Raw genomic sequence first — 22,086 nt, 5'->3', positions numbered from 1 at the left:
CTTTAGCAGAACTTCCTTCGTCTATTACACCAATTCGTAACGGTAGTCTTCGATAACTGTGTTTGCAAGCAATTTCTCGCACATAGCTTTAACGCGTGCTTCTGCTTCTGCTCTGTCTGTTGTACCAAGCTCAAGCTCCAAATATTTACCGATGCGCACTTTGCCAACTTCTTCGAAGCCCATGGAGTGAAGTGCTCCTTGTACTGCCGTTCCTTGCACGTCCAATACGTTCTGTTTAATTGTTACATATACAGTTGCTTTCATCGTGAAATCGCTCCTCAGCGTCATTTTTAGTCAACCAAGCGGTGCAAAATTTCTTTATATCGGTTCGAAGTCTCTTCCACAACAGCTGCTGGAAGCTCATCCGGTTCACTATTTTTATCCCAACCTGATCCCGCTAAATACGTGCGAACAGGCTCTTTGTCCATGGAATCGATCTCGACATCCAAGGCATATTTATCTTGTGACCAGTAACGAGAAGAATCCGGCGTAAAGATCTCATCAATAATAATAAGTTCACCCGCATAAAAACCGAATTCAAACTTCGTATCGGCCAAAATGATTCCTTTTTGCTCGCAAATGCTATGCGCCAGTGTGTACAGCATGATGCTGCGCTCTTGCAAAGCATACGTTAAATCTTCGCCAACAAGCTCGATCATTTGCTCAATGGAAATGTCCTCATCGTGACCCACATCATTTTTCGCCGCAGGTGTGAAAATCGGATCGTTCAAACGCTCGTTCTTGCGCAAGCCTTCAGGCAATTTGCGGCCATTGATTTCGCCAGTACTTGCGTACTGTCTCCAGCCATTCCCTGTAATGTAGCCACGTACTACGCACTCGATGGAGATGCGCTCTGCCTTTTTCGCTACGATGATACGCTCTTTCAAAAGCTCTCGATCCTCAGCACTTGGAATAATCGCCTGAAGCTTCTCAACATCCGTGTGGATAATGTGATTCTTCATATACCCGCTAGTAATACCGAACCAGTACTTGCTCAAAGCATTGAGCACATACCCTTTATCTGGAACGCCAGGCTTCAAGATGTAATCAAAAGCCGAAATCCGATCCGTTACCACGATCAAAAAGCTATCGCCAAGATCATACAACTCACGTACTTTGCCTTTGTGCACCAGGGGCGCATTAATCATTTCCTCAGCTGTATCTACGATCACGCTTGCGTTTGCCACGAATTCCACACCCTTTCCCCTTCAAAATCTATCTGTTCGTTCACTAACTTCTAGTTCAAACCAAGACGGTCAAAGATCGTGCTTACATGTTTCAAATGCCAGCTAGGATCGAAGCAATCTGCGATTTCTTCTGGGCTTAATACTTCTGTGATTACCGATGCATTCTCAACGATTTCACGGAAGGAACGTTGCTCTTCCCATGCTTGCATCGCTCTCGGTTGTACGGTATCGTACGCTTGCTCACGCGCAAAACCTTTGTCGATCAGCTTCGTCATCACGCGGCCGGAGAAAGGAACATCATATGTGCTGCGCATGTTGCGTTTCATGTTTTCTGGGAACACCGTCAGATTCTTGATGATGTTACCAAGACGGTTCAACATGTAGTTCAACAATTGCGTCGCATCTGGCAAAATAATACGTTCAACAGAGGAGTGCGAAATGTCGCGCTCATGCCAAAGCGTTACGTTCTCGTAAGCGGACACCATGTGCCCACGAATCACGCGGGATAGACCGGAAATGCTTTCGCAACCGATTGGGTTACGTTTGTGCGGCATTGCGGAGGAGCCTTTTTGACCTTTAGCAAACGGTTCTTCCACTTCGCGGAACTCACTCTTCTGAAGCGCACGAATTTCCGTTGCAAATTTATCTAGGGATGTTGCTACCAAAGCAAGTGTAGCCATGTATTCAGCGTGACGGTCACGTTGCAGTGTTTGTGTGGAGATTGGCGCTGCTTTCGTACCCAACTTGCCGCAAACATACTCTTCTACGAAAGGATCGATGTTAGCATACGTGCCAACTGCTCCTGAGATTTTACCGAATTGTACGCCATCAGCAGCAAAACGGAAACGCTCAAGGTTACGCTTCATTTCCTCGTACCATAACGCCATTTTCAAACCAAACGTCGTTGGCTCTGCATGAACACCATGCGTTCTACCCATCATCGCTGTATCTCTATGTTCAATCGCCTTATTGCGAAGGATTTCGATGAAGTTCTGGATGTCTTTGTCCAAAATTTCGTTCGCTTGACGCAGCAAGTAACCAAGTGCTGTATCTACAACGTCAGTGGATGTTAAGCCGTAGTGAACCCATTTGCGCTCAGGCCCTAGTGTTTCGGACACCGCTCTTGTGAAGGCGATCACGTCATGGCGCGTCTCTTGCTCGATTTCATAAATACGATCGATATTAAAGCTTGCTTTTTCGCGCAATACCTTAACATCTTCTTTCGGAATTACACCTAGTTCAGACCAAGCTTCGCAAGAAAGAATTTCAACTTCTAGCCAAGCGTTAAATTTATTTTCTTCTGTCCAAATGCGTGCCATTTCAGGGCGTGTATAACGTTCTATCATGTTTAACCATGCCTCCAATGAGTTTCATTTACTTACTTTCCCAAATGCCTGTTTGTTCTATCCAAGTCAATGCTTTCTCAACATCATCTGTTAAAAGGTTGATATGACCCATCTTGCGTTTCTCTTTCGCTTCCTTCTTGCCGTACAGATGAAGCTTCGCAGAAACGCCTAGTTGTTCATTCTCCAAGAAGCCTGGCTCAGCAAGCTGATCGTGCAGGGGAGCGATGTGCTCACCGAGCAAATTAACCATGACCACTGGTGTCAACAATTCCGTAGAACCAAGAGGCAAGTTGCAAATCGCGCGTACGTGCTGCTCGAACTGCGAAGTTCGGCAAGCCTCCATCGTGTAATGCCCCGAATTATGCGGGCGTGGCGCAAGCTCATTCACATAAAGTTGACCATCCTTGGTTAGGAATAACTCAACCGCAATGAGCCCGATCACACCGAGTGACTCAGCGATGCGAATCGCTAGTTCTTCGGCTGCCTTCTGCACGGGCACAGGAATACGTGCGGGCACGATGGATTCGTGCAGAATATTATGTACATGTATATTTTCAGCAGCAGGAAATGCCTTTACCTCGCCGCGTGGACTTCTAGCTGCAATAACGGATAATTCTTTGTCAAAATGAATGAATTGTTCGAGAACCAGCTCGGTTTTGGCGCGGCTTAACGTTTCATAAGCTTCAGTGACTTCATCTAAAGAGCGAAGCACCCATTGCCCTTTGCCGTCATAACCGCCTGTAGCGGTTTTGAGTACGCATGGCGTACCGAAGCGCTCGGCTGCTTCCCGCAGCTCCGCTTCACTTGTGATCTCTGCATAAGGCGCTACGGGAACGCCTGCCGCTTCAATCGCTCTTTTCTCGCGAAGACGGTGCTGGGTCGTGTATAAAAGATGACTGCCTTGTGGAACATAGGACTCTTCCATCAAGATGTTGGTGACGTGTGCGTCGACGTTTTCGAATTCGTACGTGATCACGTCCGATCGTGCGGCAAGTTTTCTAGCTGCCTCCACGTCGTCGAAATTCGCTTGAATCTGATCCGCGACTTGACCGCAAGGCGCGTCCTCTGTCGGATCGAGTGTTACGAAGCGATACCCCATGTTGCGTCCGGCTAGCGTAAGCATGCGCCCTAATTGCCCGCCGCCAAGGATGCCGATTGTGCCTCCTGGCTGGATCACCTTACCGCTGGATACCTGACTCATAGCTGGTCACTGCTTTCTAGCACCGTTTGTGTGATGCGCGCGCGGCGTGCTTTCACTCTCGCTTGGATCTCTGGATCAAAAGCGCCCAGGATCTGCGCAGCGAGCAAGCCTGCGTTCGTTGCACCCGCATGGCCGATAGCCACTGTAGCAACCGGAATGCCGCCTGGCATTTGCACAATAGAGAGCAAAGAGTCCATACCATTCAACGTGGACGTTTTGACTGGAACACCAATAACCGGAAGCTCCGTTTTGGCTGCTACCATTCCTGGTAAATGCGCCGCACCGCCTGCCCCGGCAATAATGACTTGTAGCCCGCGTTCGATAGCCGATGCTGCATAGTCAAACATCAGATCCGGCGTTCTATGCGCGGAGACAACCTTCTTCTCATACGCTATACCCAGTTCGTCCAACATATCACAAGCATGCTTCATCGTTTCCCAATCCGACTGGCTTCCCATAATTACACCAACACGTACCGTCATCTCAAACCTCTTTCTGAAAGCCGACTTTTAAAATCTTCATCTAATAATAAAAAATGCCCAGTGCTAGAATTCACGATTCTATACGCTGGACAGCAAAAGAACCGAATGCAAAAAGACCATCATTTCCTATGGTTCCCCTCATTCGCTTCCTCGTAGTCCAAAAATTCATGGTTTTTGGGTAGATACTTCCAGGCCTTATTCCTGATTTTATACGAGTTGATTCGACATTTTCAATTAGTGCGGCTTCATTTCCCGCTTTCCTAGTTTACTACCAACTAACGTGCCATGTCAATTTGAAAAAACGAACGATTTTCTCTTATTTCTTTTAAATAGTTCGCTTTTTAGGCACATTTTCTAGCTTTTACCTGTTAATGAGGAAAGATGCGTTTCTCAACCCTTTCTCCACATCTCTATATGAGATCGTCCCTTGTTCTTTAATTTGTATGACGAGCATTCATATTTTTCGACATGACTTCATTCTTATGGAAAAACAACAAACGCACTGACATACAGCTGTCAGTGCGTTTGGTTATAATAATAATTAGAGGTGACCAGAAACTATGATCATAGATAAAATTGTGAACGTACACACACGACAAGATTGGCGAAATTGGCTAAGTGAGAATCACAGCACGGAAGAATATTGTTGGTTAGTTCCTACAGGTCGACATTCCGAAAGTTACTTAGATTCTGTAGAAGAAGCCTTATGTTTCGGCTGGATTGATAGCACCATTAAAAAATTAGATGAGACGCAAACAGCGCACCGATATTCGCCAAGGAAAAAGAAGAGTAACTGGACAGAGCTCAATAAAGAGCGCGTCAGAAGGTTAGATAAATTAGGCCTCATGACAGAAGCAGGATATAAGGTATTGCCCGATATGAACACTGCATCTTTCATCATACATGAAGATATCTTAACGCAATTACGGCAGGACGAAGTGCTATATCGCCATTTTCAATCCTTGCCAGAGCTCTATGTTAGAGTCAAAATCGACAATATTCAATCTGTACGCCACGATGCAACGTTGTATCAGAATCGATTAACCAAGTTTATTGAACAGACCCGTTTGAATAACTTATATGGACTATGGCATGATAACGGCCGACTGATTGCATACTAAATCTATACGGGGATTCACCTACAAGCATATAGCCGCTTCATATCGTAAAGAAGTTCCGCCAACCGTCAACTCATTCACTAATCCCAGCTGTTTAAAAACGTGCAGAGAGCTATTGACTGTCATCGCGTTCAGATGCGGATATTCACCGACCATCGCCTCGCATATGTCTTTCACCGTAGTGTAACTTTCCTGCGCATAAAGATACGTTAGCAACGCTTGCCGCTGCGGGGTTAACGTGATGTTCCTTGCCCGCATCCGTTGTAATGCTTGATTCAGATCATGTTTGACCATTAGGGTAACCTCCTCTTTCATTGATGGGGACTTTATTTTATTTTTTCACATGCTGCACATACTCGAGATATCTTCGCTCGAACTTTATTTAAAATTATTATTATATAGTATTTATTATAGTTTTAATGAGAATGATTGTCAACAAACAGCCGCTCCTTTACAAAGAAAACCGTCAGTAGCTATCCTCCTGACGGCATTAAGCAAGCTAACCTTGCTTATTTATTCAGCTAATTACTTTTTGAGTAGGATAAGACCTTCAAGTGTGCTTATACCTTCAACAGCGTGAATTTCGAACATGTAAACGACAAATAAGCACTCCTACCTTGCTTAAACGATCCAAATCAGCGGCGACAAGATCAATAAGCCACATCTATTGTCTTATCCCCCGCTGCGGGCAATTGGATCCCATCCATCGGCACCTGCAAGAACGTGCTGAGCAGTCAGCTTCTCCGCTTCCAGCATGTTCAACTCCCGTGCCCACTCCGCGCGACCGCTAGTATTAGCCCCAGGGCCAACGCTCCCAAACTCCATGTACCTTACTTCATCTATTGGTTCCTGTTCATTCCATCGATCCCAACCCGCAGCCTTAATATGCGGTCCTACCCAGCAATCTACGAACGCTGTCTTCGCATAATTCCGCCATGGCCTTCCTAGACCAACAGACTGCTCAGGCGCATCACCGGTTAGTTTACACCTGAGAAATAAGTAACCATATGGAACCTCCGCCGGGGTAGAGGCTGCCGTGATCCAGCCACGTCCCAAGGAGACAATCTCACATTCCTGAAACACAGCTGTCGCCGAACCAAAAATAAAATCGACATCCCCCTCCACGTAGCAGCGTTCGTAATACTGCCTCACTGGACGTCTAGGCACATCCTCCCTTGGACCGCCAAAGCTGCCGCGATCTCGCGGTTTCGGTGGCAACGGCCCTGTGAACAGCGTGTCCTGGTGCCCGAGAAATCGGCAACCGCGAAAGGCAACGCAGTCCCCATCGACATAAGCAGCTAGGGCTTGCCCCACGATGTCCCCGCTCCCCGCTGTATTCTCGAAGGTGATCCCTTCCACTGTAATATGATCCCCGCCTATGTAAGCCGTGTAAGAATGAAACGTATGGTACGGTTCTCCGCTCGGAAACACCTTTTTCGCATAATCATCATAGGAGATTACAGTCGTTTCCGCCCCTTCGCCAACCAATGTAATCCACGGCTTATCGATATATAACTTTTCTTTATAAATACCACTTTTAATGTGGATGGTTGTTGGCTCTCTTCTCCCCGCGGGAATATGATTAACAGCCTCTTGTATGCTAATGAAGTCGCCGCTCCCATCTGCTGCAACGGTAATCATGGCTTTTCACCCTTTCTACTAGCTCGGTAAGTATCAAATTGACGTTGAATTTCCGAAATAACATGATTCATGCCAGCATCTTTTAATTTGGCTCTGAAGCTAGCCATCGTAGCGTTCCAATCCACTTTCGCATCATACAGTATCGGCAAATACTCCGTAATGATGACATTGAGCTGGGCAATCTCCGATTTAATGGGAGCCAGATCAGGCACAAAGCCGAGCGTTGGGGACACAATCGTTTCCTTATCCCAGTCCCGCAGCTCTTTGCTATAGGCAGGTGAGATATAGGTACTAAACCGAGCAAACCGAATATCATTCCATGTCCAGCTGATGGGGTTATATTGATGCTCGGGCGCAATACCGTCATAAACGATGGCTTCGTCCTTCAGCTTGTAATTCACATCCTTGATCCCATACGTGAAGAGATCGTAGTTCTCCTGGCTGCTTCTCAACCAATTCAAGAAAGCAACAGACTCATTCACATGCTGGCTTGTCGAAAATACAGAAAGAATATTGTCAGCACCCGTATATAAATACTTCGGCTTCTCTGGATGTAAGTACACATTCTCTAACTCTCCCGCTGGAAGCATTGCTTTGAACGCATCTATCCGCTCGGTTTGCTTCATAACAACACTCCAAGTTGCCGCCACTTTACCCGAGTTAAAAGCAAGCTCTGGATCTGGATACTTCGAGGTGTCCGACGGCCCATATGGAATGTAGCCCTTCTCTTGCCATTCATGCATCTTCCCCATGATATGAAAGAAAAAATCAGACTCATAGGTATCCCTGACTTTCAGCTGAGGATCCGCTGGGTCAATATACACAGGAGCATTCAAGTAACCCCCCGCAAAAAAAGCGACATCCCCATATTCTCGAAGCAAGAAACGGCCTGTGTCGTAAAAATACGGTGTAATCGTCGGTTCATTCTGATGAATCGTCTCCAAGTACATATCCATGTCAGTCACCGTCTTAATTTCCGGTAAACCGTATTTCTTTCGCAGATCGCCTCTAATCTGCACGAAGCTCTGAAACTCAGCAATTGGCATCACACGAGGAATCCCATAGATATGCCCATTAATCGTTACGCCTTGAAAGGCATAATCCGGCGTGCTATTTACGATTGCACCACCATAATCACGAAGCGCATCATCCAAGGGTGCTAGTACTTTCTTCGAAACTAAATCTGCGATATTCGAAAATGCCGATAATGCGATATCATAAGGCTCCCCGCTTGCCGCATTCAGCCACAGCTTATTCCAGTACTGATCATACGGAATATACGTAAATTCCAGCTTAATCGGCAAGCCGTCCTTGGCAAGCTTGCTCTCAACGGCTTGGATAACTTCATCTTGAGCAGCTGGCTTCTCCAAAGGAAACAAGAGATGTAAGGTGGTTGGCGCTATGCCTTGCCCCGCTTTGTTCGTGTGTGATGCTGCTGGTGTCAGCCCTGGATCTCCTCCCTTGCCAACGATCATGAGCACAAGAATCGAGATACAAATCACGATGAACAGCAGCATATAGGTGGATCTCTTCATCCTGAAACCGCCCTTTTTGGATTCGTCGCCGTAAATGGATAAACACAGCAGCCATTTCCGTGGCTGCTGTGCTAGTTACACAAACGACAATCGTTATTTATTTCTTACTGGCTGTCAGGTATCGGTCATATTGCGCTTGTCTGCCTTTAATGACATCCTCAACACCCATACTTTTCAACGACTTGATATAACTATCGAATTTATCCAGGCTTTCCTTGCCGGTAATAAACTTAATATTCATTTCATTAACGTACGTCGTAATATCCGGCATCACTGTATTCTCTTTGTCAGCCTCAGCTTTCAGCGCGTATACGAATGGGAACGGTGCTTTGATATATTTCTCCATCTCTTTATCAATCTTAGCATGCCACGGTGCTACCAGTACATCTGTTGCATCGACGGATTGCTCGATTGGCAAGTTCGTTGGATTGATACCGAATTTCTGAATGAAATCATTATCCTTGCCTTTCTCCGTAAATTGTTTCTTGCCATCAACCACATCAAACGTTTGTCCTTTCAATCCCCACACATACATCTCTTTGGATTCTTCACTGCTCGCATAATCCAAGAATTTGAACGCCAGTTCAGGATCCTTGGCATTCTTAGATACGCCGAAGATACCGGTAATCGGGTTCCGTCCTATATAGAATTGATCGCCGTGCGGCCCTTTGAATGGAGCGATTCCTTTAATCAGCGGTTTCGTAGGATCATAATCCTTGAACAGCTTGCTGTACACCATTGAGGTATACCAACTAAAGTTAAACGTAGCGCCTGTTATGTTTTGTGAAAATTTCGAGGTAATCTGATCCGCGGTGACGCTGGCGAAATCCGCTTCTAACAATCCCTCTTTGTACAAACTATTTAAGTAGGTTAAATATTCCTTATAGTTCGGCTCATAGTACGAATAATGCACCTTGCCATCCTTGTCTGCATAGAAGTTATTGGCTAAATCTAATCCGAATACCGGTCCAAATGCATTCGCTAGTTGATTAGGCGCTACCGAGAATGGGATTTCATCCTGCTTGCCATTGCCATTCGGATCATTCGCTTTGAACTTACGAAGCATATCCGTGAATTCATCGAGCGTTGTTGGATCCTGTAAGCCTAACTTATCTAACCATCTCTGGTTCACCATAAACGTAGGCATATAGTTCTTTGTCACAGCCAGCTGGGGCAAATAGTAAATCTTCCCGTCCGGTGTTGTTAAGCTTGCTTTCAGCGCAGGGTATTTCTCGAACAACTTCTTGATGTTCACGCCATATTTATCGATATAATCATTCAGAGGTTTGAACAAGCCACCTTGAATATTCTTCATCGTCTGATCCTGATCCAGCTGATAGATCACATCGGGGAGATCGGCCCCTGCAGCAAGTCGCGGGCTAATCGCATCCTGATAGGTCGATGGCGGAAGTAGCTCCCAATTGACCGTAATGCCTGCTCGCTTACTCAACTCTTGGACGATCGGAGCTTGGTTTAGATCAACATTGTTCGTCCACGCATTCGTTGCTAGAATTTTGAGCGATCCCGCTTTATCGGTGATTGGCCCTGTACCTGTGTACGTGAAGCCCGCTGGTGCTGCAGCAGCACTCGCATCTGGTTTCATCGTTGCTGCCGCGGAGCTAGCCGTAGGCGTAGAGCTCCCCTCACTTGTACAAGCTGCAGCTACCATTGCAAATAAGGCTGTAATCAGAGACAGACTTGCCGTTGTTTTGAGTGTTTTTTTCATATACGAAACCCTCCCTCAATGTATAAAGCCCACTTATATATCCAGCAAGAGCATTGCTACCCTTTGACTGCACCTAGCGTGATACCACGTACAAAATACTTTTGAATGAACGGATAGATCGTAATAATCGGTAAAATGCTGACAACAATCGAAACGTAGCGGACCTGTAGTGTCGAAACAGCCAGAGCTTTAGCCGCTGTCTCGCCCCCCATTTTCTGCATAATTTCGGGTGAAGCCATAATGAGTACCCTTCGCAGGAATATCTGCAGTGGCTGTAGTTCCGACTTCCCGAGGTACAGCAACGCATTGAAGAAATCGTTCCAATGAGCAACGGCATAGTACAAGGTCAGCACCGCTAAGGTCGGCTTGGTAAGCGGGATGGCTATGCGGAACAATAAGGTAAAATCCTTAGCTCCATCCATGCTTGCGCTCTCAAATATTTCGTTCGGAATTGCCTCAAAGGCAGATCGTAAAATCATGACGTTAAAGGTACTTACAAGAACAGGCAGAATCATCGCCCACCTAGTGTTGTATAGTCCTAATTCCGTGATCACCATATAAAGAGGAATCAATCCGCCAGAGAAGTACATCGTGAATGCGATGTAGAAGTTGAGTTTTCTTCGAAGGAAGAACGTCTTTCTCGAAAGCGGATAAGCCGCTAAGCAAGTGGCTACCAGATTAAAGATGGTACCCACAACGGTGTACCAAATGGTGTTGTAGTACGACTTCCATAATTCGGAATACCCCAGCACCATTTTGTACCCATCAAAATTCAAATCAACAGGTAAGAACGTGACTAACTTATTGTCTATGGCTTCTACCGAGCTCATTGAGATGCTCACCACATAAATAAATGGATATAAGGTTACAACAATCGCAAGTGCGACAAGGCTGTAAACGATTACATAAAAACTACGGTCCGTCCATGATTTAACCATGAAGACCTCCTTTCTTGAGGCGCTGCTACCACAAAGACATGTCGTTCACACGACGACTCGCTTGGTTGGCCGCATATACTAAGATGAAACTGATAATGGAATTGAATAGCCCCACTGCTGTAGCAAAACCAAAGTTCTGTGACTCAATCCCTTGCCTGTATACATAAGTCGAGATCACATCGGCCGTTTCATACGTGGCACCGTTGTAGAGCAGATACACCTTCTCAAAATTCACACTCATAATGCCGCCGATAGAGAGTAGAAACAGAATCACAATCGTTGGCTTCAAGCTTGGCAGTGTGAGATGCCACACCTCTTGGAATTTGTTAACGCCATCAATCTTTCCAGAGTCGTACATTTCCTGATCGATCCCCATAATAGCCGCGATGTAGATAATGGAGCTAAAACCAAAACTTTGCCAGATACCTGACGCCGTGAAGATAGATCGGAACCATTCGGGCGCCATCATGAAATTAATTTTGGCCATGCCCATCGAATCCAAGAACGTATTCACAATACCGTCTGTCGGAGACAGGAAGTTAATGATCATCCCCGCGATAACAACCGTTGAGATAAAGTGCGGCAGGTAGGTCACCGTTTGGGCAAAACGCTTGAAGAGGCCATTCTTAATTTCAACTACGCATATGGCAAAAAGGATCGGTATCGAGAATCCGATGACTAACGGATAAAACGCAAGTAGGAAAGTGTTCCTCAGCAGTCGCCAGAAATAACGAGAATGGACGAACTGGTCCAACCATTTGAGCCCTACCCACTCGCCTCCAAATACACCATGTCCCGGTGTAAAGTTTTTGAATGCAATAAGGATCCCCGGCATCGGTAAGTAACAAAATATGAAATAATACAGAAACACCGGTAAAAACATCATCAGCAGCAGTTTATCTCTGCGTATCAGCTTGATGAGCAGCGGTTTCTTATCCCCCAATAACTCCAACTCCTTTCAATCAATCATCCAATAAGGTAATTTTAGCGCATGACTGACTTTGCAAATATCCAACATTTTTGCGATATGTAACACTTTTTTACGTAAAAAAACACCTATTCAGTCCGGACGTCTTTACGCCGACTTGATAGGTGTTGCTTCAACTACTAGGCATCTTCCCTTGAATACCCCTCCGCCGTATAGGCGGGAAAGTTCAGAAATACGCTGGTGCCGTGCCCAAGTTCACTTTCAATTCGCAAACCATAGCTTTGACCAAAACGAATTTGGATGCGATCATGCACATTTTTCAACCCGTACCCGATCGAGCTCACTTGAATAACTTCTTCGGCCAACTCCTTACTCATGCCTGGTCCATTGTCTGCGATGCAGAACTCCAGATCCTCTCCCGACCTGTAACCTCGCAAGGTGATACAGCCGCGCCCATCCCCCTTACGGAGCTTATCAATACCGTGTTCTAGCGCATTTTCCAAAATCGGCTGAAAAATAAGATTAATCATGTCATATCGCAATAACGCTTCATCTACTTCGCAAATGAAATCAAAACGATAATTGTGCATGATACTTTGGATATGCATATAATCCTTCGCATTCTCCAATTCATTTCGGACAGGGATGAAATCTCTCCCCTTATTGAGAACCGTTCGATAGAAGCGTGAAACGGTATTCGTGATCTGACTAATTTCCATCGCATCAATCTCTAGAGCCTTCCAATTAATAATCGACAAGGTGTTATATAGAAAATGTGGATTTATCTGCGTCTGCAGCGCCTTGAGCTCCGCTTCTTTCTGCGTGATCTTACTTTGATACACTTCTTCGATTAAGGTGTTAATGTTCACAAGCATATTGCCGAACCGATTCGTCAATTGGCCAATCTCATCCCTAGACTGACTGGATACGTCAATCTTCAAATTACCATTTTCGACGATCATCATCTTCTTATTGAGCTTAATAATACGTTTGACGAAGGTGTTGGAGAATATCCAGATGATGAGCAGCAGTCCGGCCAAACAAACCAAGACAATCAAGGCTGTCGCACTGACAATGCTCCTTGCATCCACTGAAATTCCGCTTTTAGGTGTAAAATAAACGAGTTTCCAGCCCGGCTCTGCCATATCTGCTGTGATGTACATGTAATCCGCCCCCTGCATCGAAAATGAACCGATTCGCTCCCTTAACTGGGAGGACGGCAGCGAGGAGATCGGAAGCTCTACACTCATCTTCATGTTTTTAGTTAGAATTTGATTGCCCTCTTTATCTAAAATCAAAATCCCATAGGCATTCGTTTTGATATCATCCAAACTCTGAAACAAACTATCGGCATCGATACTCAGGAACAACACGGCGGGCGCCTTCCCTAACGGGACTCCCTCTTCACTCACGAACGGCCTTGTAGCGAAGAGCTTGCCATTCTTAATATTCCACTGCGTTTCTTTCGAATGTGTCCGCTGATTCGCCCACTTCAGATCGGATGTCAAATCGAGTGGCAGAATATATTCACCTCGCAGAATGGACTGATTCTCGGTAAACACTGATATTTGTAAGATATCCTGATTAAAATCAAGAATATTACTGAAGAACGGATCCACATAATCCCGATACAAGACTGGGAAGTCACCGTCGTTACTAATAAAGATGCGCTTAAATACAACATTCTGTGTGATCGAATTAATGATCGCTTCATGTTGCTTCGCGCGATAGTTAATCGTCTCGGCGATTTGACTAATCGCTCCGTCCAAATTCTGTTTCGCCTGTTGGAGTAAGAAAGAGCTAGCCTGGTGATAGGAAAACATCCCCAATACGACAACAGGTATAATGGAAACGACCATATAGGAGATAAACAGCTTCTGCTTAAATCTTAAGTTTTGGAAATAAGCGAGGAAAGTTCTCATATCAGCTCGTTCCTTCTCGGAATTTGGCTGGACTTTGCCCATGAACCTGTTTAAATGTTTTACAGAAATACGACGTATTCATATAGCCGACCTGCTGACTAATATCCGCAATCGTTAGATGCGTTTCCCGCAGCAGTGCCTCCGCCTTATGCATCCGAATGGTTGTTAGATATTTAACAAACGTTACCCCTACTTCCCTTTTAAACAGGTAGCTCACATAGGTCTGTGTAAGAAACACCTTCTCCGCAATCCATTGCAAGCTGATATCCGATGTGTAGTTATCTTCAATCAGTTTCCGGATATCCTTAATCACTTTCTTGCTGAATTCCGGATTATGAACATCCGCATCGCCGTCTAGCATACCAAGAACAGTCTGAATCTGCGCTTTTAGCTCGGCTAGGGACTTACACCCGAATATAGCCTCCACAATTGACTTAAACGCGTGGACGTCTGTTTTCCCTGCCGCTTCCCCTATTTTCTTAGCTAGCTCTGTACACATGTACTTCACGTAAATCGCGGAATGCTGCCCGCTCCCGTCAATCGTCTTAAAGAATAGCTCAACACCTTGGCGTAGGCCGAATTCATCCTTGACTTCTAAGTGCCAATACAGAGTTTCCATCAGCTTAGGGATGGTGCTCGCTATTTCTTCTTGCCCTTGGCTTTCATCTGTATAGAGCACTGTGCTTTCTTGGAAGAAAAATTTGTAGTCCAGCACATTCTCCATGAGCTTAAACTCGGGAGCCAACTCATCTCCTGTGTTGATTAGCCTAGAAATGACCATCGTATAGGTTTCGTTGTAGGCATCCGCAATGCTTGCTTTTAACTTACTGCCTAACGACTCCAGATCTTCCTTACGCACCGTGTGATCCCATCGCACACAAACCAAGCTCTGACTTTCATTCAAATTCAAATAATCGAATGGCGCACGAATGACGGTCTGAAGTCTCTCTGGCAGCAAGTCGTGCTCTACATCAAAGACCGATGAACTGTAGTCTATCAGAATCAATTGAACGGACACCTGACTAAAATGAAGCCCGACAAGATCTAACTTGCGAGTGAGTGATGAAGAAGCTTGCGCAGCATGAAGAATCTCTAAGAGCAACTCTTCCTTCTCTTGTTCTTGATCCTTATGACAGAGCGCAATGACTTCATCAAAGACTCTCTGGAAGTCACTCACATCAATGGGCTTGAGCAAATACGAGGATATCTGATAATGAATCGCCCTCTGTGCATACTCAAACTCCCCATAGGCGCTAAAAATAATAATTTTCAACTCAGGGAACTGCGCCCGTGCCCGCTCACACAAAGTAAGGCCATCCATAAATGGCATCTTGATGTCGGTTAATACAATATCGATTGGATGCGAAGCTAGCATCTCTAAGGCTTCTTCCCCATTCTCAGCTTCCAACACAGCCAAGGGCAGTTTATATTTGTGGATTAATCGCTTAATCCCTTCTCTTTCAATATGCTCGTCATCCACGATGAGGATCTGAAACATGCGCTTCCTCCCTTCCGAAACCAACTCCATCTAAATTCTATCAGACCCCGCCTCCGATTCAAATTCAACATTCTTGCGTTTCATATCATTTTCTCATGGTGAGGGCACGCTGCACAGCAAAAAGAGCAGGCACTAGGCCTGCTCCACTTCTACACCCTGCTTTACGAAATCGCCCCATGTGAGCGCCCGGAACTCTTCCTTCCATGGCGACAACGCCGGCAGCTCTGCCCATATCTCCTCTGCTTTCTGCATACACACGGATTGAACGATGCGTGCATATTCCAAGCAGCCGGAATCCTGAATCAACTGTTTCACTTCGTCTTCCTTTTCCGCAAAAAGTTCAGCCGTGATCTCCCCCCTGTAGTAAGCCTTCACGGGTGAGAACTCTTCATCCTCAATGGAGAGTAGATACAGGATGGGAAGCGTCCGCTTCTTCGCCATGAGGTCACTTTTCTCATCATAGCGAACAAGATCCCGCACATCGTTCTGAATCTGGTGGAGAAGTCCCACACAATCGGCGATCTGATGCAGCTGCTCTATCGTTCCTTCGGTACAGGCTGTATCAGAATAGCCTAGGAAGCAAGCAAGACGGAATAACGAACCCGATTTCTCTTGCGTCATCCATAAATAGTCATCAACAGTGGAAACCGCATTAATCACATCTTTATGCTGGCCATTAATCGACCTAGCGATAATTTTGCTAATTTCGACCAACATTGTTCCGCTGGCATTCATCCTGCCCAATTCACCTATCACACCGATCATTAGCGCTAATACAGCATTCAACGCACTCGCCGTGTCCACGCGCATCCAAGGCTTACTATCGCTGTCCTGATCCTGCAGATCATCGACGATATCCAGGATAAGAACAACTAACTCTGTCAAAGCTGCTCGGCGATGGATATTAGACGAATCCCCACCAAGCATAGCGTGTGTGCATAACGTGACTTTGGACCAAGACAGACTCGAAGTCTCGTTATCTGACATACAAGATCTCAGCAGCGTTTTCAAATCCTCATCAAACATATAATCATCCATCATTCGTGCCATGTGCTGCTGAATCTCCTGCATGCGAAGCGCCTACTTTCAGGTGTAATATTTACTTTTGATAAACTTTTCCAAAGCCTCTGTTCTTGATTTCGCGCCCCATTTGTCATAAATTTTACGCAAATAATTATCAACCGTACGCTTGCTCATGAAAATTCGTTCAGCAATTTGTTCGTGTGTAGCCCCTTTAACCAGCATGTTCATCATGAGCACTTCTTCCTCTTGCAGTTCACATTCTTCGCCTGCATCGGCCTCGTTTAATTGCATCTGGTTGAAAACAGACAGCGGAATCATCGTATATCCATCCAAAATACAATACACCATATTCTTGATCGTCCGCTCCGTTGACTCTTTCGACAATACACCGCTTACTTTCATTTCAATCAATTTATTGTAAATACCTGCCAACTCAATGCCGGTGAAGATAACAATATGAATGTGCGGGTATAATTGTTTGAGCTGTGCAGCAACCTCTGTGCCTGTCTGATCGGGAAGCTGATAGTCTAGAAATATGAGACCAGGCTGATGTAACTTCACATATTCCAAACATTCCTTCGCATTACTAACAACTCCGACCACCTCGATACGATCTATCTCATCAAGCAACGTCTTCGTCGCTCTTGCAAATAAGGGATGGTCATCGACCACTAATGTTTTGACGATTTCACTCATGCTGACATCACTTCCTCAGTTGGTATTGTGATTAAAATATGGGTCCCTTCCCCCTCAGCGGTCTCCAGTTCAAAGCTCCCGCCTACATGCAGCACACGGCTTCTCATATAAGCAAGCCCCATACCGGATGCGGCGATTTCAACGGCGACCTCTTCCTTCACATGGAACCCTACGCCATCATCCCGATAACTTAAATAAAAGAAATGATCTTCTTCCCACAGATGAAAGCTGACATTAGCCGCCTGCGAATGTTTTTTAGCGTTGTTCAGCAATTCTTGTACAATCCGGAAGATATGCCGTTTGGCCGATAAATCCTTCCCTTCGATTTCGGAAATTTGCTCGGCTCGGAAGGAAATCTCGAACGGCGTCGTATACGATTCCTTCTCGACGAACGTCTTCAAGGTTTGTTTCAACCCTACCTCTTTCAACAGATGTGGATTCAATTCGAAGCAGCTCTGACGCAAGCTGGCATTGATCATTTCCACAAAATTGTTCATGCTGTTCAACTGTTCGCGATCCTCTTGACGCATCGATGGTTTCTCAGCCAATGAGGTTAATCTTCGCTTAAGGAAGAATAAATCCTGCATCGTCGTATCATGAAGATCCGTGGCAATCCGAACACGTTCTTCCTCCTGCAGTTCAAACATCACCTTCCGTAACCAGAGATGTTCTTCCTGCGGAAGATGGGAAACCATTTGCTGAAGTCTGCCTGTTAACTTACGAATCAGATACACATTTTCCATACTTACTTCCAAGTAGGAGGTGATTAGCTGCAGCCAATGCAACTCTTCCTTCGCGATTCGCGTGTTCGTCTTCTTCCGAGTTACGATAAGATAGCTCGTATATTCCTCATGGCAGTTCATTTCCAAGAATGTATAGTAAGGATGTTTGAGCATCGCAGATGAATTCACCAAACGCTGGATTTCTGCCGTATCAACTTCACCTTCGCAGAAAATTTCAATATCATTTTTATGCCGAAAAACAATGGCGCCACCTGTCACTTGCAGCGTGCCCACAATATCCACTAGAATGATATCCTTCAGATCACGGAAGCTGGAGATGGTTCCTAAATTTTTTGAAATCTTTTTTAGCGCTGATTTCAGTACATACTTTCTCGGGAACAAATAGGGCTCTAATCTCGTCGTCCAATATTCGGCTGCATACAACATAGCAGAAAGAAGGAAGATCGAGCCTAGGAATACGAACAAAATTTGCTTTCCGTTGGTTTCCCCATGAAAAATAATAGCAAAAGCGCCAGTAAACAAGCTGACGGGTACTACGGCCATCAGACAAGCAAATAAAACACGCCGTACGACAAGGCCAATATCATATAACTGATCGGAAGCTATTAAATAAGAGAATGTGATGGGAAATATTAATAATAGCCAACTTGTATAAATAGGATCGAATATCCAATCTCCGATAATGAGCTGTGGGAGGAACGAAAGACAGATAATAGGTAGAAACGAAATGAGCAAGGAGTAGAACACACTTTTGATAATACCAGCGAGCGGCGTCTGTGCTTTCCTCACCTTTACAAACAACGTTGCCAATAGAGAAATATTTAGGGAAATAACAATGATGAAGAATCCCATCGTGACCGATCCGTCATACCGATATACGAAAGCCATCGATGGAAAGAAGTATAGACCTCTCAATACAAAAGCTAGGAAGGCGATCCCGTACAAATATTTAAAATGACCCTTGGGCAGCTCCATGTCTCCCTTTTCTTTGAAAAACACCACAAGGAAATGTAGAAAAACAATGGGCAGCACCATCATCGAACTAGCAATCATCAACTTGCCTATTAAATCCCCCCGCATGGATGCTCCTAAGCTCATGAAGATGAGGGCAGCGCTAAGAAACGAGAAAGCGAGCAAACGTGCCGAAGGCGAACGACTTTCCCTTACTAATAATAGTACGCACATGAATAGACAGACGAATTCCTCGGCGAGCGAAATAATATCGAACAGGGCAGGTCGGCTTGTCCGCAAATCGATCGATTCTACGACGCCATCTCTCCAAATCACAACTGAGTTCGCCTTCTCAACCACATTCCACCGCTTGACGGTTGACCATTCACCTGGTGGTTTACCATCAATCGCAATGACTTTATCGCCGATATGTATCTTATCATTCGTGCTATTTGCCTCAAGTTTACTGACAATCCACTCGTCTGTACGAGCCGTGTCCAAATAGATACCATTATAGGGAAAATGGAAGGTTACAAACGAACACCAGATTTGCAAGGCAATGAAGAGCACCATATACATACTCACAGAAATTTTCACTACTATTTTCAATTAACTCTCCCCTAAATTCCAATATTTTGCTATAATCACTCTTGTAAACTATTATTTAAAAAGAGGGAGCTAAAACAATGGCGATTATTCAATTGAACCCAGAATTGCAACGTTCCGTACAAGCAGTGAAACGCGCAGAACTGCGCAAGCAAGCAGATTCCTTTATGGTGGCTCAACCTCTATCTGCTGAAGAAACAGCTGCACTTATCAAAACATTTACAACTCCTTCAGACACAAGAAAACAAAATGCCAATGAGCCTTCTAACTATTGGTGGTAATCTATTAGTCTTATTTTACCAAATACAAAAAAGGATTGCATATTAGCCACATGCTAATTATACAATCCTTTTTTTAATTCGTATGCATGTCATTCGCACTACTCTTCCCAGATCCGACAATTCTCGCTAAGCCGTCCCGAAGGTGACACCTAACTCGCGCAGGCGTTTGCGGTAAGCAATGCTCAAACGATCGCACTTCAAATGCAGCTCAGCTTGCAAATCTAGCGGCAGCAGCTCCGGCTTCTGGTTCTCTACCATGATCCGATCCTGCTCAATGAGCCTGTCTTGGAATTGGATGAACACCTCATCGAGCTCGTCATACGCATAGTTTCTTTGCTTCAGCATATAAGCCACGCTAGTCTGCTCCGTAACCGGCAGCACCATCAGAAACAGCCGAAAGATATGATCCGACACGTCGTCTCTCTTCGTAAAAGCTACACATAAAGGACCGAACACCTCATACACATAACGACTATTTACCCCGCGCCCTGTCCCATCCGCATCCGGCTGATACACGATGATTTCTTCGGAACGCAGAACACCGTCCTCTTCCAACACGTGATAATCATTGATTTCAGCGAAATCACTATCGCCCAGCAGCCCCTCATGCACGAACATAAGGTGGGACACATCGAGGAAATTTTCAATAATGCGAGGACCTGCGGCTTGCAAGGTATAGGGCCCCATGAATACTTCCTTGAAGCCCTCTGGCACATAGGCACTCACTTTAGGCAGTAGCTCTGCAGGTGTCCCTAGGCACACCCAGATTAGTCCATGTGCTTCTACACAGGCGTAAACGAAAGCTTTGGCCTTCGAAGGAATGGCCTGTTCCTTCGGTAAGGAAGGAATCTTGGTACACGTACCACAGCCATTGTAAGACCAACCATGGTACGCGCAAACCAACTCATCGCCGCTTACTTTCCCCAGTGAGAGCGGCACACCGCGATGAATACATAGATCCTTAAATGCGTGGACGCCTTGCGTGGTGCGGAATACCGCTACTTTCTCCCCTAGTACAACAACAGCCTCCGGCTTATCCGTGAGTGCTGACGACAACAACACCGGGTGCCACTCGTGAATTAATGCGATATCTTGTATTGTCATCGCCAGTCACATCCTTCGTCCTTTATTTAGGTATAACACCTTTAATGCCCTTAACAAACCAAGTCGTGCCAAGAATTTCTTCGTCCGTCATCTTCTTTCCGGATTCGAAGCGCGTTTTACCATCTTGATCCACGATAGGCCCTTGGAATACATCGAACGTGCCGTTGAGAATTTCCGCTTTTTTCTTCTCCACTAGCGCTTTAACATCCGCTGGCACATTTTTGCCAAGCGGCGCAATGTCTGTGATGCCCTCTTTCATACTGCCGAAGTAGCTATCTGCTTTCCACGTACCATCCATGACACTTTTCACCGTTTTCACGTAATAAGGGCCCCAGTTCCATTTCGGGTTCGATATGTACGTATCCGGTGCAAATCTGCCCATATCGGAATCGTTCCCGATGCCCCATACTTTGCGTTCAGCAGCAGCTTGAATACTTGCGGGTGAATCTTGGTAAGCTGCCAACACGTCTACACCTTTATCCAACAAGGAGATAGCCGCTTGCTTCTCTGTTGCAGGATCAAACCATGTGTTACTCCACACCACAGAGACATCGATATCGGGATTCACACTTTGCGCACCTAGTGTGAACGCATTGATGGTATAAATAACCTCCGGAATCGGGAAAGCTCCGACATAGCCCATATGGTTGTTTTTCGTCATTTTCCCAGCAGCCATACCGACGAGGTAAGCACTTTGATATTCACGTCCCATGTAAGTGCCTAGGTTTGGTGCTGTTTTGTAGCCAGTGGCATGCAGGAATTTCACATTCGGATGCTTCGCCGCTACCGCAACCATGGGGTCCATGTACCCGAAGGAGGTTCCGAAAATAATGTCATTTTTCTGAGCCAACTCTTCAAATACACGCTCAGCGTCAGGGCCTTCTGGAATATTTTCAACCGTCGTCGCTTTAATTCCTAATTCTTTCTCCATCATCAAACGGCCTTGATCATGCTCGAACGTCCATCCGCCATCCCCCGGCACACCGATATAGACAAAAGCAACTCTTGGCAGCTTCTTCTCTGTTGTTGCTGCCGTAGAAGCAGCTGCCGAGGATGCTGGAGTCGTACTCGATTCTGTTGTGGAACTTGTCGTGGAGCAGGCGCTAAGAATGACTAACATAATGGCAGTTAAAGAAAGTATGATTTTTCGCATATGGCTT

General features: G+C 45.5%; 19 protein-coding genes, 1 pseudogene and 1 riboswitch. Of the genes and pseudogenes, 2 read left to right on the top strand and 18 right to left on the bottom strand.

All coding sequences use genetic code 11. From position 1 onward, the window contains the following. Nucleotides 1-24: 24 nt before the first annotated feature. From purS to purE, 5 genes are all read right to left on the bottom strand, one after another. Nucleotides 25-264: a phosphoribosylformylglycinamidine synthase subunit PurS gene (purS, locus tag L6I86_RS27755; RefSeq protein WP_028556672.1), complete on the bottom strand. Its 240-nt coding sequence runs from the start codon at nucleotides 262-264 to the stop codon at nucleotides 25-27. Between the two features lie 26 nt (nucleotides 265-290). Next, the gene (locus L6I86_RS27750; RefSeq protein ID WP_236291784.1) at nucleotides 291-1,172 is read right to left on the bottom strand and encodes a phosphoribosylaminoimidazolesuccinocarboxamide synthase; all 882 of its coding nucleotides are present in this window, start codon (nucleotides 1,170-1,172) and stop codon (nucleotides 291-293) included. A 65-nt stretch (nucleotides 1,173-1,237) separates the two neighbouring features. Continuing rightward, nucleotides 1,238-2,533 carry an adenylosuccinate lyase gene (gene purB, locus L6I86_RS27745; RefSeq protein ID WP_056612767.1) on the bottom strand — a complete coding sequence of 432 codons (1,296 nt, stop codon included), beginning with the start codon at nucleotides 2,531-2,533 and terminating at the stop codon, nucleotides 1,238-1,240. A gap of 28 nt (nucleotides 2,534-2,561) precedes the next feature. After that, nucleotides 2,562-3,734 carry a 5-(carboxyamino)imidazole ribonucleotide synthase gene (gene purK, locus L6I86_RS27740; protein ID WP_236291716.1) on the bottom strand — a complete coding sequence of 391 codons (1,173 nt, stop codon included), beginning with the start codon at nucleotides 3,732-3,734 and terminating at the stop codon, nucleotides 2,562-2,564. After that, on the bottom strand, nucleotides 3,731-4,216 hold the full coding sequence (gene purE / locus L6I86_RS27735) for a 5-(carboxyamino)imidazole ribonucleotide mutase (RefSeq protein ID WP_236291715.1): 486 nt from the start codon (nucleotides 4,214-4,216) through the stop codon (nucleotides 3,731-3,733). Before purE ends, purK begins: the two co-directional genes overlap by 4 nt. 133 nt (nucleotides 4,217-4,349) lie before the next feature. Continuing rightward, a riboswitch (purine riboswitch) is annotated at nucleotides 4,350-4,451 on the bottom strand. A 325-nt stretch (nucleotides 4,452-4,776) separates the two neighbouring features. Here purE and L6I86_RS27730 point away from each other — a divergent pair. Then, entirely contained in the window at nucleotides 4,777-5,337 is a 561-nt protein-coding gene (locus tag L6I86_RS27730) for a YdeI/OmpD-associated family protein (RefSeq protein ID WP_236291714.1), read from the top strand. 18 nt (nucleotides 5,338-5,355) lie between these two features. Here L6I86_RS27730 and L6I86_RS27725 read toward each other — a convergent pair whose 3' ends face one another. From L6I86_RS27725 to L6I86_RS27675, 11 genes and pseudogenes are all read right to left on the bottom strand, one after another. Continuing rightward, complete coding sequence (locus L6I86_RS27725; RefSeq protein WP_236291713.1) at nucleotides 5,356-5,628, bottom strand: Fur family transcriptional regulator; 273 nt, start codon at nucleotides 5,626-5,628, stop codon at nucleotides 5,356-5,358. Nucleotides 5,629-6,006: 378 nt separating this feature from the next. Continuing rightward, nucleotides 6,007-6,975, bottom strand: a complete 969-nt coding sequence (locus tag L6I86_RS27720) for a pectinesterase family protein (RefSeq protein WP_236291712.1) — start codon at nucleotides 6,973-6,975, stop codon at nucleotides 6,007-6,009. Continuing rightward, on the bottom strand, nucleotides 6,972-8,510 hold the full coding sequence (locus L6I86_RS27715; protein WP_236291711.1) for an ABC transporter substrate-binding protein: 1,539 nt from the start codon (nucleotides 8,508-8,510) through the stop codon (nucleotides 6,972-6,974). Before L6I86_RS27715 ends, L6I86_RS27720 begins: the two co-directional genes overlap by 4 nt. Nucleotides 8,511-8,607: 97 nt before the next feature. Next, the gene (locus tag L6I86_RS27710; protein WP_236291710.1) at nucleotides 8,608-10,236 is read right to left on the bottom strand and encodes an extracellular solute-binding protein; all 1,629 of its coding nucleotides are present in this window, start codon (nucleotides 10,234-10,236) and stop codon (nucleotides 8,608-8,610) included. Nucleotides 10,237-10,292: 56 nt separating this feature from the next. Then, nucleotides 10,293-11,180, bottom strand: a pseudogene (locus tag L6I86_RS27705) (carbohydrate ABC transporter permease); the annotation flags it as partial. Nucleotides 11,181-11,199: 19 nt separating this feature from the next. Continuing rightward, nucleotides 11,200-12,117 carry an ABC transporter permease gene (locus L6I86_RS27700; protein ID WP_236291708.1) on the bottom strand — a complete coding sequence of 306 codons (918 nt, stop codon included), beginning with the start codon at nucleotides 12,115-12,117 and terminating at the stop codon, nucleotides 11,200-11,202. 164 nt (nucleotides 12,118-12,281) lie between these two features. Continuing rightward, nucleotides 12,282-14,024 (bottom strand): sensor histidine kinase, encoded by a 1,743-nt coding sequence (locus tag L6I86_RS27695; protein ID WP_236291707.1) that lies wholly within the window; start codon nucleotides 14,022-14,024, stop codon nucleotides 12,282-12,284. A 1-nt stretch (nucleotide 14,025) separates the two neighbouring features. Further along, complete coding sequence (locus tag L6I86_RS27690; protein WP_236291706.1) at nucleotides 14,026-15,522, bottom strand: response regulator transcription factor; 1,497 nt, start codon at nucleotides 15,520-15,522, stop codon at nucleotides 14,026-14,028. Nucleotides 15,523-15,654: 132 nt separating this feature from the next. Next, nucleotides 15,655-16,572: a polyprenyl synthetase family protein gene (locus tag L6I86_RS27685; protein ID WP_236291704.1), complete on the bottom strand. Its 918-nt coding sequence runs from the start codon at nucleotides 16,570-16,572 to the stop codon at nucleotides 15,655-15,657. 36 nt (nucleotides 16,573-16,608) lie between these two features. Then, nucleotides 16,609-17,241: a response regulator transcription factor gene (locus L6I86_RS27680; protein ID WP_171637586.1), complete on the bottom strand. Its 633-nt coding sequence runs from the start codon at nucleotides 17,239-17,241 to the stop codon at nucleotides 16,609-16,611. Further along, a complete protein-coding gene (locus L6I86_RS27675) occupies nucleotides 17,238-19,544 on the bottom strand; it encodes an ATP-binding protein (protein ID WP_236291703.1) in 2,307 nt (768 codons plus the stop codon). Before L6I86_RS27675 ends, L6I86_RS27680 begins: the two co-directional genes overlap by 4 nt. Before the next feature lie 77 nt (nucleotides 19,545-19,621). Between L6I86_RS27675 and L6I86_RS27670 the strand changes: the two genes are divergently transcribed. Further along, nucleotides 19,622-19,822: a hypothetical protein gene (locus L6I86_RS27670; protein WP_056612737.1), complete on the top strand. Its 201-nt coding sequence runs from the start codon at nucleotides 19,622-19,624 to the stop codon at nucleotides 19,820-19,822. Between the two features lie 126 nt (nucleotides 19,823-19,948). Here L6I86_RS27670 and L6I86_RS27665 read toward each other — a convergent pair whose 3' ends face one another. Together L6I86_RS27665 and L6I86_RS27660 are read right to left on the bottom strand one after the other, a co-directional pair. Further along, a complete protein-coding gene (locus L6I86_RS27665; RefSeq protein ID WP_236291701.1) occupies nucleotides 19,949-20,926 on the bottom strand; it encodes an aromatic ring-hydroxylating dioxygenase subunit alpha in 978 nt (325 codons plus the stop codon). Between the two features lie 22 nt (nucleotides 20,927-20,948). After that, nucleotides 20,949-22,079, bottom strand: a complete 1,131-nt coding sequence (locus L6I86_RS27660) for a BMP family ABC transporter substrate-binding protein (protein ID WP_236291699.1) — start codon at nucleotides 22,077-22,079, stop codon at nucleotides 20,949-20,951. Nucleotides 22,080-22,086 lie beyond the last annotated feature (7 nt).

This window comes from Paenibacillus allorhizoplanae, from assembly GCF_927798215.1.
Lineage (GTDB): Bacteria > Bacillota > Bacilli > Paenibacillales > NBRC-103111 > Paenibacillus_E > Paenibacillus_E allorhizoplanae.
The sequence above is the reverse complement of the archived record's forward strand: the minus strand, read 5'-3'. Positions and strand labels throughout refer to the sequence as shown.